At 33.9% G+C, this 15,754-nt stretch carries 15 protein-coding genes and 1 tRNA gene; 4 read left to right on the top strand and 12 right to left on the bottom strand.

Translation table 11 applies throughout. From position 1 onward, the window contains the following. The first annotated feature begins 29 nt into the window (after nucleotides 1-29). Together QPL79_RS06745 and QPL79_RS06740 are read left to right on the top strand one after the other, a co-directional pair. Nucleotides 30-1,583: a sugar ABC transporter ATP-binding protein gene (locus QPL79_RS06745; protein WP_285274044.1), complete on the top strand. Its 1,554-nt coding sequence runs from the start codon at nucleotides 30-32 to the stop codon at nucleotides 1,581-1,583. 42 nt (nucleotides 1,584-1,625) lie between these two features. Then, entirely contained in the window at nucleotides 1,626-2,657 is a 1,032-nt protein-coding gene (locus QPL79_RS06740) for an ABC transporter permease (protein ID WP_285274043.1), read from the top strand. 437 nt (nucleotides 2,658-3,094) lie between these two features. On the opposite strand, the gene QPL79_RS06735 is transcribed toward QPL79_RS06740, so the two are convergent. The 3 genes from QPL79_RS06735 to QPL79_RS06725 all read right to left on the bottom strand — a co-directional run bounded on the left by QPL79_RS06735 (nucleotide 3,095) and on the right by QPL79_RS06725 (nucleotide 5,249). Next, the gene (locus QPL79_RS06735) at nucleotides 3,095-3,781 is read right to left on the bottom strand and encodes a helix-turn-helix domain-containing protein (protein WP_285274042.1); all 687 of its coding nucleotides are present in this window, start codon (nucleotides 3,779-3,781) and stop codon (nucleotides 3,095-3,097) included. Between the two features lie 649 nt (nucleotides 3,782-4,430). Beyond that, nucleotides 4,431-4,506: transfer RNA gene (locus QPL79_RS06730), tRNA-Gly, on the bottom strand. Nucleotides 4,507-4,541: 35 nt separating this feature from the next. Further along, on the bottom strand, nucleotides 4,542-5,249 hold the full coding sequence (locus tag QPL79_RS06725; RefSeq protein ID WP_285274041.1) for a flavodoxin family protein: 708 nt from the start codon (nucleotides 5,247-5,249) through the stop codon (nucleotides 4,542-4,544). A gap of 285 nt (nucleotides 5,250-5,534) precedes the next feature. Between QPL79_RS06725 and QPL79_RS06720 the strand changes: the two genes are divergently transcribed. Further along, entirely contained in the window at nucleotides 5,535-6,206 is a 672-nt protein-coding gene (locus QPL79_RS06720; protein WP_285274040.1) for a hypothetical protein, read from the top strand. Between the two features lie 10 nt (nucleotides 6,207-6,216). Here QPL79_RS06720 and QPL79_RS06715 read toward each other — a convergent pair whose 3' ends face one another. From QPL79_RS06715 to QPL79_RS06675, 9 genes are all read right to left on the bottom strand, one after another. Continuing rightward, complete coding sequence (locus QPL79_RS06715) at nucleotides 6,217-7,179, bottom strand: S1 family peptidase (protein WP_285274039.1); 963 nt, start codon at nucleotides 7,177-7,179, stop codon at nucleotides 6,217-6,219. A 231-nt stretch (nucleotides 7,180-7,410) separates the two neighbouring features. Continuing rightward, entirely contained in the window at nucleotides 7,411-8,673 is a 1,263-nt protein-coding gene (locus QPL79_RS06710) for a hypothetical protein (protein WP_285274038.1), read from the bottom strand. A 113-nt stretch (nucleotides 8,674-8,786) separates the two neighbouring features. After that, a complete protein-coding gene (locus tag QPL79_RS06705) occupies nucleotides 8,787-9,734 on the bottom strand; it encodes a S1C family serine protease (RefSeq protein ID WP_285274037.1) in 948 nt (315 codons plus the stop codon). A gap of 28 nt (nucleotides 9,735-9,762) precedes the next feature. Continuing rightward, nucleotides 9,763-10,452 carry a triose-phosphate isomerase gene (tpiA, locus tag QPL79_RS06700; RefSeq protein WP_350309096.1) on the bottom strand — a complete coding sequence of 230 codons (690 nt, stop codon included), beginning with the start codon at nucleotides 10,450-10,452 and terminating at the stop codon, nucleotides 9,763-9,765. A 61-nt stretch (nucleotides 10,453-10,513) separates the two neighbouring features. Beyond that, nucleotides 10,514-11,671 carry a fructose-1,6-bisphosphate aldolase/phosphatase gene (fbp, locus tag QPL79_RS06695; protein ID WP_285274035.1) on the bottom strand — a complete coding sequence of 386 codons (1,158 nt, stop codon included), beginning with the start codon at nucleotides 11,669-11,671 and terminating at the stop codon, nucleotides 10,514-10,516. Between the two features lie 120 nt (nucleotides 11,672-11,791). Beyond that, a complete protein-coding gene (locus tag QPL79_RS06690; protein WP_285274034.1) occupies nucleotides 11,792-13,600 on the bottom strand; it encodes a ribosome biogenesis/translation initiation ATPase RLI in 1,809 nt (602 codons plus the stop codon). A 224-nt stretch (nucleotides 13,601-13,824) separates the two neighbouring features. Continuing rightward, nucleotides 13,825-14,358 carry a hypothetical protein gene (locus QPL79_RS06685; RefSeq protein ID WP_285274033.1) on the bottom strand — a complete coding sequence of 178 codons (534 nt, stop codon included), beginning with the start codon at nucleotides 14,356-14,358 and terminating at the stop codon, nucleotides 13,825-13,827. Nucleotides 14,359-14,371: 13 nt separating this feature from the next. Next, the gene (locus QPL79_RS06680) at nucleotides 14,372-14,626 is read right to left on the bottom strand and encodes a MoaD/ThiS family protein (RefSeq protein WP_285274032.1); all 255 of its coding nucleotides are present in this window, start codon (nucleotides 14,624-14,626) and stop codon (nucleotides 14,372-14,374) included. A gap of 56 nt (nucleotides 14,627-14,682) precedes the next feature. Further along, nucleotides 14,683-14,907 (bottom strand): 30S ribosomal protein S17e, encoded by a 225-nt coding sequence (locus QPL79_RS06675; RefSeq protein ID WP_285274031.1) that lies wholly within the window; start codon nucleotides 14,905-14,907, stop codon nucleotides 14,683-14,685. A gap of 192 nt (nucleotides 14,908-15,099) precedes the next feature. On the opposite strand from QPL79_RS06675, the gene QPL79_RS06670 reads away from it, so the two are divergent. After that, nucleotides 15,100-15,754, top strand: a 655-nt coding sequence (locus tag QPL79_RS06670) for a TCP-1/cpn60 chaperonin family protein (protein WP_285274030.1), incomplete at its 3' end; no start/stop codon positions are given.

Below are 15,754 nucleotides of genomic sequence, written 5' to 3'. Positions count from 1 at the left end.
TTGTTAAGCGTAAATCCTTTGGTGATAGTGTGACACATACTAGCAAGGAAAACAATAATATCATACTTAAGGTACATAACATTACAAAAATTTTTCCGGGTGTCGTAGCATTAAATAGAGTATCTATTGATCTGAGAGCTGGTGAAATTCATGGATTACTAGGTCAGAATGGTGCTGGAAAAACAACGCTTCTCAAAATTTTATATGGAGCATTAAAACCTGATGAAGGAAAAATATATGTATATAATAAAGAGGTAAACTTTAATTCCCCTACAGATGCAAGAAAACATGGAATTGTATTAGTATCACAAGAACTTATAGTAGTACCTCACCTAACTGTGATGGAAAATATAGCTCTTTTAGGATTTAAATGGAATGAAAAAAGCTTTTCTAGATTTAATTATAGTGAAGTTAAGGACAGAGTTGAAAAAATATTTCACATGCTTGATGTAAGCATTGATCCTGAGGCAAAGGTTAAAGATATTAGAGCAGCAGAAAAAATGTTAGTTCAAATAGCAGCTGCTCTAAGTGTTGATGCTAAAATCATTTTACTGGATGAGGCAACAAGTCCTCTATCTCCTGAAGATGTTAAAAAGTTATTTAATATTCTAGAACAGCTAAAGGAGAAAGGTATAGGAATAATTTTCGTAACACATAGAGTTAAAGAGGCTTTGAGTATATGTGATAGAATAACGGTTCTACGAAATGGATTAAAGATTAAAACATTTGAAAAAGATAAAGGTGAAATAAGTGAATATGATATAATTGAAGCTATATTAGGCATTGATCCAAAAGAGTTTTACTATGTTAAAGACGTACATGAAACAAAAGTTAGTAGGACTAAGGAGGAAATCCTAAGAATAGAAAATTTATCAACTATTCCCAAATCACCAGTAGAGGTACCGCTAGCCAATATTAATCTTAATATATACAAAGGAGAAATTACAGCAATTTTTGGTTTAATGGGTTCTGGAAAGACAGAACTTGGAAAAACATTAATAGGTCTAACTAAGATTAAAAGCGGTAAAATCCTCATAATGGGGAGGGAAGTAAAAATAAAATCACCTAATCATGCAAAAAGTCTTGGCATTTTTTATATTCCGGAAGATAGGCGTAATGAAGGATTAATACATAATCTTACAGTTTCACAGAATATTACAATATCATCACTTGAACAATTTAGTAAAGGAATCTTTATTGATAATACGAAGGAAATCACAGCTGTAAAAACCATTGTAAATAAATTAAATATCATAACACCCTCCTTAAATGCTTTAATAACCAAACTTAGTGGAGGAAATCAACAAAAGTCATTAGTTGGTAGAGCCTTGCTTTCTAAACCAAAGATAATAATATTAGATGAACCTACAGTTGGACTAGACATATATGCAAAGAGAGAAATAAGAAAACTGACTCGTGATATGGTAATAAGTGAAGATATTACCGTACTATGGTTGACAAGCGACCCTGATGAAGCATTAGGAATTGCTGATAGAATTGCTGTTATGAAAGATGGGAAAATAAAAGCAATACTTGAAAGAGCAGATATAGATAGAGAAACCTTAGTAAAATATGCATTATAATTTTAACCCTAATTTTTGCATTTGGTAATATGGGTGAGTTAAATGGGTCTCAGTATTAGGAGTAAAAGAGAAATAAAAATAAATATGAGTTTAGTGAAGAGGTTAGGCATAGAGGGTACAGCATTATATCAATTCTTATCAAGGATTATGTTATCTGAAGCCTTTAGACCTTTAGCTGTTGTAATAATGCTTTATTTTGCAGGGTCCATTTTAGCGCCTCACTATTTCTTATCAGCATCTAATCAAAAACTAATATTACAGTTTGTAGCTCCTTTAGGATTGATAGCCACGGGAGAGATGATAGTTATTTTAATGGGTAGTATTGATCTTTCTGCAGGATCAGCAACTGCAGCATCTGCAGTTCTTTCTGCCTTGACATATCTGACATATGGTAATTTTCCATTAGCTATATTGGTAGGTATTCTTATAGGCCTGCTTATAGGAATGATTAATGGATTTATGGTAGCAAAATTAAAAATATTATCTTTTGTAGGAACTTTAGCAAGTATGATAATTTGGCGAGCTGTTGTGGTATGGCTTATTGCAGGAAAATTGCTATATGGGTTAATACCCTATGCAACTCTAGCTATGCCAATAGGTGTTGTACCAATAGGTACCATAATAGTTGTTCTCATTGTTGTATCAATATTCCTATTACTTAAATTCACTACTTTTGGCAGATACTTGTATGCTATTGGTGGAAATGAAGAGGCTGTTAGAATAGCAGGTGTTAACGCGGATATAGTAAAATTCATTGGATTTGCTATTGCAGGGCTTTTATATGGTATAGGAGGAATTATACACATAGGTCATGGAGCTTTAGCTATTGATCCTTGGACTGCTTATGGATATGAATTAAACGCAATAGCTTCATGTGTATTAGGCGGCATAGCTTTATCTGGTGGTATAGGAAATCCCTTTGGTGCATTTCTAGGAGCTCTTACATTAACACTACTAATAGATATTCTTCTATTAATAGGGTTTACACAATATTCTATTCAACAAATAATAACAGGTATTATACTAATAGCCGCTGCCTCGACATTAACCAGAGGTGCTAGATTCGCTAAATAAAATAAATGATATCACATCATATTTTTAATTATGATATTATTCCATGTCTACGAATAAATGCAGGACTTTAAGTTACATGAACATATTTAATGCAAGATTTATGTGATTTCCAAGGCACATACAAGAGAACATTAACTAGAAGAGAACATAAATCATATGATTAATGCATTAAAGAAATTGCTTACAAAAAATGAAGTATTTTATAAACCGATAACATAATCATAATTCAATAAGAATAAATTTTTGTATATCTTTGATATGAATAGTATTATATCACCTTGTTAATTTCTGATTGTCAACAACATTTATTCTTGCCTTTCATATTCAAAGTTAATGATATAGCCTTGAATGCGCTTATATAGTAAATGAAAATAAGTAAATAAAATGCATTAAAATAATTCACAACTAATAACAAGAAATATAAGCTATTTAATATGTTAAAGCCTTGATTCAATCAACCTTTTAAGTATTTTTTCAATAGCTTTACGAAGCATTAAACTCGCTGTGGGCTTAGCTATGTCAAGTGATTCAGCTAGGCTTTCTAAGTTAATCTTTCTCCTGGAAGATATGTAGCCCTGTTTAAAGGCCATCATAAGAAGCCGCTTTTCTTTCTCTGTCAACATTGTAAAAATATAAGAATCTATAATATTTTTTAACTGATATTCAACACAAACATGTGGATCAACATTTCTAATGCTGATGTTTTTCCTTCCATACTTAGCTATCATATTTTCAACGTATCTATCAATATCTTTTGCAATTCCACATACACAGTATATTCTTTGACCTTTATAAATAGTATATGGCACAAAAGTAGCAACATTGTAGTCTTCCAGAAGTTCATAAAATTCACATCGCTGCTTAATTATTGTTAAATATGTTTCTTGAAAATATGTATATTTGTGCATCTTAAGAATATTATTTCGATAATTCCTTGCAATCTCTAGTATTAGATTAGTACTTAATGGCTCAGATATATACGCTATAACATAATACAGAGAATCCTTGGGATACTTATAGACATAAAGAATTATTCTATTATCTATTCTTTTACTTACTTCAGCAAAGAAGCTATTGGTAGAAGACTTTACTGATATGAACACTGTTTGTAACTTTGAGTCCATGGCTTCACAATTAAAAATTATTTTTATTTAATTTAAAACTTTATATGCTATTATGCCATTCAGTAATATTCTATATTATCGATAATTCCTTCAATGCTAATCCTAATCATTCTAATTAAGGATCAATCATGGTAGTTTTCACATTCTACATGACAAAAGAACGGCAAGCCTCGCCCCCTTCCAGGGGTGGGGTAAAGCTTTTTAAATTCTAAATACTTTAAAGTATTGTAGAATAAAACGTGTCCCCATAAGGGGATACCCAATAAGGGCTCTACATATCCCCGAGTCCCCAAAGAACCATGGATGGAGGCTCTCCATGGTGAGGGATAGGTAATGGACCGAAGGCTCCGCCTATGGTCTACCGCTGGACGAATGGAGCAGTGTAGGTAACTCCTACCAGCTACGAAGCGATGAAGATGAAGGTGGTAAACCACAAACCCATGAACCACCCTGGGGGAACCCTCGCCATTTAAGGTAGGGAGGAGGTCAGACACCTTATTCCTTGTTTCCTTCCTAATACATTAAGGAATAGCTTTTTTATAATGTTTTGTTTAGATACTTTATTCAATTGGTTTTAATTCAAATTTGTTTATGTATAACACGTGTAAATCATTTTAAGAATAAATGATTAAAAACCTCAATTGTTTGATGCGGCGGCCGGGATTTGAACCCGGGATCTCCGGCTTGGAAGGCCGGCGTCCTAGACCAGGCTAGACGACCGCCGCCTTTGTTTCTGAGTGTAGTAGTTTTGTTTGGATTTTTAAGTGTTTGTGTGTTGTTTTAGCTTTTTGAATTCTTCTGACACGTTCTTGAATATGTTCAGTACTTTTTTCTGATATTCTTCATCAGTTCTATACCAATATGTAACTTTTTCTGATCCTTTTAATGCCTTGATCAGTAATACTACTCCTCGAACTACATTGGCTACATCGAGAATGAAACTTTTGTTTTCTGTGGGATCATCTTCTGATTCGTGATATGCAAGTGCCCATGGGGGTATTGCTACACCCATGCTATTTAGTATAGCCATTAAATTCTGTATTACAGCTAAGGCTCCTGTATCGTTTCCTATGGCTATGAAGCCTGCTACTTTTCCCTCTAACCTACTTCTACCTTCAATGAAAATAGCATTCTCAAATACTGTTAACCTATCAATGAAGTTTTTCAATGGCCCTGGAACATTATACCAGTAAACAGGTGTAATGAAAATTATTCCATCAGATTCCTCAACAAGGTTATACAGCTTCCTCATATCATCCTCAATAACACATGGAAGTTTACATAATTTAACATCATCTGAAACACATCCCTTACAAGGTTTTATATCATAGTCATAAACATCTATCTTAATAGCTTCTACATTTTCAATCTCTATAGCAATTCTCCTAACACCTTCAGCAACAAGTCTTGCATTTCCATACCTTCTTGGAGAGGCACTTACAACTAAAATTGTTGTATCTGATTTCATAGATATACACCAACATTAAAATGCAATTGTTTATACAAAGATTCCTCAACTCATCCAAACACTAAATAAACAATATTGTAATGTTAAGAACACAATTATAAGCTTTTTTAACTAGGGATATATTAATAAAACTCAGGTATTTTTCATAATGTTCTTTAGTTACGAACAGCAAGACTTTGACTGAAAAATGCTAGCTTTTAAATTATCTTAAGTTATTCATAAAATTTTTATAATCCTTATGCTGGTAATATCTAATACTGAAAGTGTGTTGATTTGGTGAAATGTTTGATGATGACTGAGGATTGGAAAACATACAAAAAAGTTGAAGTTGAGATAAAGAAGAGTTTTTCAGACGAAGTTCACGAGTTTTTAACAAAGGTATTCAATGTGTATATAATTAAATTTAGTTCTGATGTTTTTCGATATCTAGAGGGTGTTAGAGATAAGCTTATTTCCCTTACCTCTCACTTTGATAATGAAAAATATATTGATTTTTGCGATTCTTTTTCCAAGGTCTACAAAACAATATTGTTTGATAAAAGCATTGATCCTGAAAGCAAAAAAAGAATAGAGGAGCTTGCTCAAAAAACAAACACATTCTTTACATCTAGAGGCATGAATCCATGTGTAAAGGAACTAAGGTATTATAAGCTTAGAATAAAATCTATTTTCAATGGTAAAAACCTTGAAAATGCTTCTGTTGGCGTAGAGTCAGAGGGAAGAGTTGTAGCATCTGCAAAAACAAATGAAAATGGCTTTGCAGAGGTTGATGTGCCAGAAGGAAAATACATTATCTATGTATATAAGGATCTTGGTGAAGGAAAATACATATACGAGGAGAAATCAATCTTAGTACCTCAGGAAACAGAAATTGTCTTTAATATTAAGGAAACAAAAAGTAGATCCGAAGTTGAGAGAGAACGTGGAGGAAAACCATTAATAAAAGAAGTTTCATGAAATATCATAGCTACAAAATATTGTTTTGTTTTATGAAAGACGTTGGTTCAATACTGCAATGTTTTATAGCATTGTTTTTCACAGATTTGAATAGCAAATGAATAACAAGGTTATTAATTATAGAATTAGTTATTATGTTACGAAGATCTTCCAAAGAATTGATTTTAACTCCATTAATTTCTATTAAGACATCGCCAACATCTATCTTACAAACATTACTAATTTCTCTATTTTGAATATCAATAACAATTAGCCCATTTTCTAATCCTGCTTTTTTTAATGTCTTTGGGGACTGCAGCAACTTTAATCCAAGTTTAGCATTAACTATTTTACCAATTCTTTTAAGCATAATTAAATCCCTTACTATCTTAGTTGATGGAATAGCTAAAGAAAGTTCGTTGAAGAGAATTGATCTTGAATTGATCATTCCAACAACATTTCCATTAATATCAACCACTGGTGCACCACTCATTCCTAGCGCTATAGGCATATTCAATAACATCAAACCCTCAATTTCCATATTCTCTACAACTGTCTTAACATCCAACCCACTCACAATACCATATGTTATGAAGTATCTCAGTAAACCATATGCAAAACCTACTGAAAACACTATAGAGCCTATATCAATTAGATTGTTTTTTAAAGCTAATGGCTTACCACTTCTGTTTGTAGCCAAAAAAACTATGTCATTTTCAGAGTCATCAGCGAGTATAGAAGCCCTTGAAAAATCACCATCAAACGTCAAGATACAAACATCTTCACCATTACCAACATTCTTCTTGAGAACATGATAAACAGAAACAACAATATTTCTATCAACATAAAATCCTGTAGCCATTGCTTCACCAAAATCATCAACATTTGAATCACTACAAACATCTTTATTAGATGAAACAATAACAACAGAATTAGCAACTACATCAATAAGCTTCTTCACGTAATCCTCCACAACCTTCAAAATGTTATTCATACCTCATTACCTGTATTCAAAGGAGGGACCATTAATTTTCTGTACCATCACAATTTATTTACTTTCTTTACACGATAACTTATCAAAACTAACCCAAAACAATTTTGCTTTCTCTACACATTGACATTGAATTATTAAACTCAATCATTGCACATATAGATAATACAAGACTAGGTATTTACTAAATGCAACAGAAACATGAAATTATAAAGTTAAGAATTGAAAAATGCTTTACATATACAGATATACAGGGCATGCAGTTTCACATGATGGATATGGTGGTGATCCTGACCACCAACACACTCGAGTATTTCTAGCTAATATATAACCCGTGTATCTATCAACCTCCATTTCTGCTCCAGCACAATACGTTATATATATTGGTGGAACATGTAAAACAAAGAAAACATATTTCCCATATGCCTTTCCCGCAACCCTATCGTCTGTAAAACCTACTCTATGACTACAATCAGCTATAATCATTGTTGTTGGTGGGAGATAACATTTGCATTCACTTTCATCTATCACCAAAACTATTTCTGGTATTACAGGAGACCAATAGGCTGTGAATCTAAGTATTGTCTCAGCATATACTACCGGGCCTGTAGCTATTTGTGAACGAAGCTCATATGTTACAGACCCAGGACTGCTTTCGTAAACTGCTTGTGAAATATCAAAGCCTTCAATTGTAGTTAGATCCTTATCTAAGCTATTTACATCTAACTTATAATAATAAACAACTAGTTTTTTGATTGTCTCTGAAGGTATTCCAAATTTTTTCACATCTTCAATAGTTATATTTAATTTTGATGCTATTTCCATTGAAAAATCTTGTTTAGATTCTTCAACAAGCGATTGATTCACCACAACATATCTAATCTTAGAAACTTTGAGCACCTTGACATTTCTACCCCCCAAAACTTTACCTATAAAAGTTTCTATACGACCATTCTCATTCTTTACAGCAACAACAACTATAGCTTCATCACTTGGAACCCTATGTATTACAGTACATATGTTGTTACCGCATCTTTCTTGAACTGGGCTGTGCTTAACAATACGAATCACCACTGTATATAGATGTTGTTTATCAATATTCACATTAAGCCCTTTAGATCTAAGGAAATCGGCTATGGCATAAGCGTAGTTGTTTGGCACACCAACATATATTCTTTGCAAGTAAACTCTATCAGCTATAGAGCCATTAGTGCCTGGAAATATCATTATTTCATTTCCAAAAACAGCTGTGCCATTACAGTATTTACCTGGTATAACAATGCAATCGGTATCGCCATAGCTACATGTTGCACAACTAAATAAGTTGCTGATAACGTTAATAATGAAATCTCTAACTGTGTTCTTCAAGAAGTTGAATTGCTGAGGCACTGAACTGATGATATTGAATTTATGTTGATTATCCAAAGTAAGAAATAATATTGATAATAACACAACTGCAGTTAATGCGAATGCAAATGTTTTTAGTAATTTATTCACGGCTACCACAGTTTTTTGCTACAGCTTCTACAGGATATAACTTTTTTTACATAAGCAATGAAAAGTAGATATTGTTGTTCTAATAAATAAAAATTGGAGATAATGTTTCATTTTTAGAGTTCTTCTACTACAATAGGAACTTCAATTTTTATCAATGATCTTCCTCTATAAATCTCTAACTCAACATAACCTCTGTCAATGCTGTCTTCTATTGCTGTTCTAAGATCTTTTACGCTCTTTACTTTTTTATCATTGGCTCTAACTATAACATCACCTTCTCTTAGCCTAGCTCTATGTGCTGGTGATCCTGGAACAACTCTTACCACAACCACTCCTTCTGAAATGGGCAATGACAATGCAAATGCTGTTGACGGGTTTATTGGTGCAACATAAACTCCTATCCATACTCTAACAGGTCTTCCAAATCTTCTAAGCATTTCCACAAATCTTTTCACAGTGTTTATGGGAATTGCAAAGCCTATTCCCTGCGCATATGGAATTATTGCTGTTGTAACCCCTATTGCAGCACCCTCAGCATTAACCAGGGGGCCCCCACTATTACCAGGGTTTATAGCAGCATCTGTTTGAATCAAGTCCTCTAATATTATATCCTCACCAACTATTGTTCTACCAACTGCACTAACAACCCCCAGAGTTACTGAGGGTCCCGGAAGCCCAAGTGGTGAGCCTATGGCTAAAACAAATTCACCAACTTTAACATTGTCTGAGTCTCCTAATTTAATTGGTTTTATAGCTCTGCTTACCTTTAACAATGCCAAATCTCTATGTGGATCCACTGCTAGTACTGTTGCTTCTTCTGATGAACCATCGTAATATAGCACATTAACAGTAGCAGCATTTCTAACAACATGAGCATTTGTAATAATGTATCCAGGTTCTATAGCAAATCCCGAGCCAAAACCTGTGAAAGGTCTATAGCCAAATAATGTGAATAGATGTGGTATCTCCGTTACTATTGTGACAACAGATTCTTTAACTTCATCTATTAGCTTTGCAACATCAGAACTAATTTTAGTTATGAATGACGTGGCAACCCCCAACAAAAAATGTTGAAAAAGTTTTATATATTTATTTCCTATATGCTTTTGCAGCGGCCATTGCCATATCATTTATTACTTTTTCAGGATTCTGAGCCTTCATTATTGCAGATGCTACCAAAACACCAGCTGTTCCAAGTCTAATTGCTGCTTCAACATCTTCAGCTGTTGATATACCAGCACCTGTAAGAATTATAACATCCTTATTCACTTCACGCACTTTCTGCACAGTATTTGTTATAATTTCTGGTTTTGCCTTTGAAACAGCTATGCCTGTTCCTATCAATTCTGGAGGTTCAACAGCTAATGCAGTAGGCTTTATTGCTGCAACAGCAGCTGCAGCAATTGGTGTGTCTGCGCATACCAATGTTTCAAGCCCATGCTTTTTAGCTGCCTCAACAATTGCTACTATCTCATCTAATCTAAGTCTGTGTTCACTGTGATTAACAAGAACCCCTTTAATATTCATTTCCTTTAAAGCTGCTATAGGCAACCAACCAGTATAAGCACCAAAGTCATAGGGATCTGCATGCTGAGCGAATACAGGTATTGAAACTTCTGAAGCAATTCTTCTTAGCTCTGTAGCTGGTGGAATAACAATAACCTCTATACCATATTCTTTAGCGGCTTTTTCACCTGCTTTAGCAATATCCACAGCTTTTTGACCAAATGATGTATTATAAACTTTGAAATTAATTGCAAGCACAGGGGTTTTCAAAATGTATCACCACATGGTTGTGTAGTTAAAAATTTTTAAAAAAAACAATATTTTGTTTAAAGATTTAGTCGTGCAATAGCTCTGTTTTTACCTTTGGACCTTTAACTTGATAAAGCTTAGACTCTACAAATCTGTTTTGCAGCTTTTGCAATACTGCTGGTAGTGTTGTATACTCCATTTCTTCAGGTCCTAGCCTATGTGGCATGAATGGTCCATGTCTTCTCATATAATCTGCTATTACTTGCGCTGTTCTTCTGGCTTCATCAAATGCTGGATCATCAAAGAGATCTGCTGGGCCTATTAAGCGACCATTCTTAATTTGGAACCCAAGTGCAACAACTCTTGGTGGTCCATCAAATCTTGTGCACCTTGCATTTCTTTGCGATACTGGCATTAGTGGTCCAAAGTGGCTTCCCCTCATCCAACCTGCAACTAGATGTGGGAATGCAAATGGTTCTAGAACTTCACCTACTGCTGGAAAACCTGATTGTGCTCTCACAATCGCTACTGGATCGTCTTTACCAACATACTGTCCAGCAATTAGATTAAGTCTTTCAACAGCTACAACTGCAGCAATTTCGTTATCTGATTTTCTATAAACTCTTCTAACCACAAACCTTCCAGGTGTGCCTATAAGTGCAAGCAAGTCATACATTTCCTCTGGACAATTCATCACAACATATTTTCCAGCTATAACATCATATACCTCGAACTTGAATCCATCATGAAGCTTTGGATCTATGACTAGACCAGCTGTTGTAAATGGATCAGCAAATATTCTGAAAAGTGGTAAGTTGAATGCTCCAGGCTCGGTTTTATCAGCCATGAATATAACTACAGGTTCTGCTGGCCTTTCAACAAACTCCATTTCAGCTGCAGATGGGCCTAGCCCTCTTACATTACCAGAGAAAGCATCTGTTAACAGATCTTGGCCAGCTGCATAAAGTCCTAGTTCTTTAGCTACTTTTGCAGCCTCTTTAAAAGCGTTCCAAGCTGTTTCATGAACCTCGGGAGCATCAACACCTTTTCTATGAGTCATTATTAGCTCTAGGTCGTCGCCTGCGTTAGTGACGTAATAATCTATTAGTATGCCCTTGCTTTTCGCCTCAGCAAGAACCTTTGCAGCAGCAGCCATTGTATCTGGATGTACCACGTGGTGTCCTGCTAGAGAACCTATATCTGCTTTTATTACTGAAATTGTTGTTGTTTGCTTTTCACCCAATCTATATTCACCACAAGTTTATACATATAACTTATTTCCAAATATAAACTTGTTTAATATACTTTTTATATTGAGTTAAAACTTTATTTAAAATACTTATCAAAAACAATAGAACACATTCTAAATTGTGTAAAAGTATTGACCACTTGTTTTCTGTTCTCTATCCAGATAGCTACCAGGTTTATTTATTCTAGGTCTTCCTGTTTCTGGATCTCTTCTAACAGTTATGTCAACTTCTTTTAAGAAGTTGTTAAAAGCTCTTGAAACAACTGTTGGTGACATGCCAAAACCCTTAACACCAGGCTCTCCTCTAAACACCATTAATCTATCAACAGCATAATCTATTAGAAGAATGTTATGATCAATAACAAACACAGGGGTTTTCCTCATTCTAGCAATTCTTTTTATAGCTCTTGCAACAGATAGCTGATCTTCAACATCTATGTGCGAAGATGGCTCATCTAACAAGTAAACATCTGCTTCTTTAATTAGTGTTTTAGCCACGAAAAATTTTTGTAACTCTCCACCACTCAACTTCTCAATTTCTTTTTCAAGTATTCTGTCTACACCAAGTCTTTTAATTACCTCAATGTAAAGCCAGTTACTCTCCTCAAGAGCAGCCTTATTCACATCTTTTAAACATTCTTTAACAATTGTACAATTAACACTATCTCTACTTAGATATTGTGGTTTATAGCTTATCTTTAAACTAGGTGATGTAACATATCCCTTATCTGGTTCTATTTCACCTGCTAAAATTCTAATAAAAGTTGTTTTACCTGTTGCATTAGGGCCTATAATCCCGATAACCTCTCCTTTCTTAACCTTACCTTCTTCAACTAAGAGCTCAAAATCTCCCAATTTCTTGAATAGCTGGCTCCAAAAAATTACATCACCTTCACCAATTGCTATAACATCGTCTCTAGTATCATGTAGTTTGAATGTTATTTGCTCTTCTCTAATTCTCATGTTCTCTACAGGCAGAAAACCCTTTAAATAATAGTCTATACCAGCTTTTGCTGAATATGTTTTTGAGAAATATCCAAAAACTGATGGAACACCATATGTTATTACTATAAGATCAGCTACATAGTCTAGAAACATGATATCGTGATCTACTATAAAAATGTAGCAATTTCTTGGCCTTAGCTCAGTTAAGGCTTTCATTAAATTAATTCGTTCTCTCACATCTAGAAAAGCTGTTGGCTCATCGAAAATATAAGTATTTGCATCACGCTCTAAAGCTATTGCAATAGCAAGTTTCTGCAACTCACCTCCACTAAGTGTTTTCACATTTTTTGACAACATGTTTCCAAGATTAAGATAATCTATAACCTCCTTCAATATTCCTCTCTCATCAAACTTCTTCAGCAAATCGTAAACAATTCCCTGCTTTACATATGCTTGAATTGCTTCTATATACTGAATCTTATACACAACCTTAATTTTTCCACTGTACAACTTGTTAAAGTAATCATAGAGTTGCGTACCTCTAAACTTTTCAAGCACATATTCTTTCGAAGGCTCTTTATCTAAAATTCCAAAATTTGGTATTAAGAACCCTGAAAGAATTCTCATAGCCGTTGTTTTTCCAGCTCCATTAGGTCCTAATATACCTACAACTTCATTTTCCACGGGTATTGGCAATCCATATAAACTAAAAGCGTTTACCCCATATCTATGAACAATTTTTTCCTCCATTTCAGTTGGTATATTGATTATGTGTATAGCTTTAAATGGACACTTCTTAACACATATTCCACAAGCAATACACTTATCCTCATATATTACAGGCTTTCCTTGTTTTTCTGAACTAAGCTCTATTGCTTTATAAGGTCTTGTTTTGTTAATGGGACAAAAACGTATACAGGGAATGCCACATTTGTTAGGTTGACATAATTCATAATCTATTGTAGCAATTCTACCCATTTAAATCCCACCTTTAAAAAACACTATTGTTTCATCTAATTTTTGATCTACCGATTTTAATTCATTATTTTGCTACCACTCCTCTTCTTCCCATTCCTCTTCTTCTTCCCACCACTCTTCCTCTTCTTCCCACTCTTCTTCAAATATCATTCTACAAACACCTCATAACAATCCTACAACAAGTGAGTAAATAAAAGCATTTCTCTAAACAAGTGCATATTATTTTATAAAATAAGAACTTCAGAAGTGCCACTAATTCCTATCAATACCTGTTCATTACAGTAATTACTCCAATTAATAAATAAAGTTTTTGTCACTGCATAGCATTTATTTGAAATAGTATTTTTATCGACAGCAAGATCTTCAATGCTAACAACTTTGCATTTAAGCTCTTTTGCTTTACGTACCAACATATTTCCTATATCTACAATTTCTTCGTCTTTCAATGAGTTATTTATATAAAGTAACGTCACATAATAGTTCTGGCTTACACAAATTTCTTCATTTATCAACTTTAACAGTTTTTTTATTTGTCTCATTCCAAATAATCTAATAAGTAATTCTAGATCCTGTTTTTTCGCAATATTTTCTTTATTTTTAAATGCACTCAAAGACTTTTCAAAGGCTATGATAAGGCTTTGCAAAGGCAAGGAACAATATTTCGTTGTAATGCATTTAAATTCCTCATGACCATGCAATTCACTTAATACATTGCATAAGCTTTCACAGGAATTCAAATGTATGAATGCAAAATACAAGCCAGATATGCACCTATCCTCCATGTGTTACAGGTACAAAAACAATTTCATCAGAATCCTCAACAATAATCTCGTTGTAGGGATCGTTAAAAACTCTTATATCAATTCCATTGATTAGAATGAGAAACTCTCCTTCATGAAGAGAGGTTTCACTTAATAAATTTTTTAGCTGAGGATATCTATCCAGGATTATTTGGAAAAACTCTTTCAAATTAGTTTTTTCGCTAAGCTTGATTTCTATTGATGAAACATTAGCAACATTTTTCAAATGACCAAGAAAAACTAGTTTTGCTATTTAGCACACCCCAGTTAATGTTTTTCAATTTATTGTTGCAATCCTTGTTGCGTCAATGCCTCTCTACGTTTTTCAACTTTTATTAAGTGTGTTATGTAGCCTGCAATTTGGTTTCTAAGCTTTTTGGAAGGTGTATTTACTAGTTTTTTAACAATTTCTTTATTATGTTGAAAGTCTTCACTAAACTCATTACGATACATTTGAAGTAACTTGCGAGCTGTTCTCTTTACTACACTAATTCTAACTTTACCCACTACTGACCCCTTTGACTTTAGCTTACACATTATTGTAAATTATGTACAAGCTTATTAGTTTATCTTTTAGCTTTGCATTAACTCACTTGATATTTAATACTAACTTTAAAGCTGTAGAAAGCTTTTCTGAAGTAAGCATGAAAGCTTATATAGAACCTCTTTAATACACTACCCATAGAGGTGTAATATCTAATGGCAGCAGCTCAACCTGTATATGAACCAACTGGAATACCTGTCATAATATTGAAAGAGGGGACATCTAGAAGTGCTGGAAAAGATGCTTTACGCGCTAATATGATGGCGGCTTTAACGATAGCTGAAATGCTTAAGACAACATATGGACCAAAAGGCATGGACAAAATGCTTGTAGATGCCTTAGGCGATGTAACTATAACAAATGATGGTGCAACAATATTAGATAAGATGGATGTTCAGCATCCAGCTGCAAAAATGCTTGTTCAAATAGCTAAAGGCCAGGATGAGGAAGCTGGTGATGGCACCAAGACTGCTGTAATCTTTGCTGGAGAGTTGTTAAAGCGAGCTGAAGAGCTATTAGATAAAGGTTTGCATCCAACAACAATAGTATCTGGATACAAAAGAGCATTGGATTATGCAATACAAATTGCTCAATCAATTGCTGAAACTGTTAATGTTGAAGATCCAAATGCTGATGAGCTTTTGAAAAAGACTGCATTATCTGCATTAACTAGCAAAGCTGTTCATGGTGCTAGAGAACATATAGCTGATCTTGTTGTAAAGGCTATTAAGCAAGTAGCTGAAAAGAGAGGAGATAGATGGTATGTAGATTTAGACAATATTCAGATAATTAAGAAGAAGGGTGCTGGTC

The organism is Ignisphaera cupida (assembly GCF_030186535.1).
In the GTDB taxonomy this organism is placed as follows: Archaea; Thermoproteota; Thermoprotei_A; order Sulfolobales; family Ignisphaeraceae; genus Ignisphaera; species Ignisphaera cupida.
Note: the sequence above shows the minus strand (reverse complement) of the source record. Positions and strands in the feature narration are given on the sequence as shown.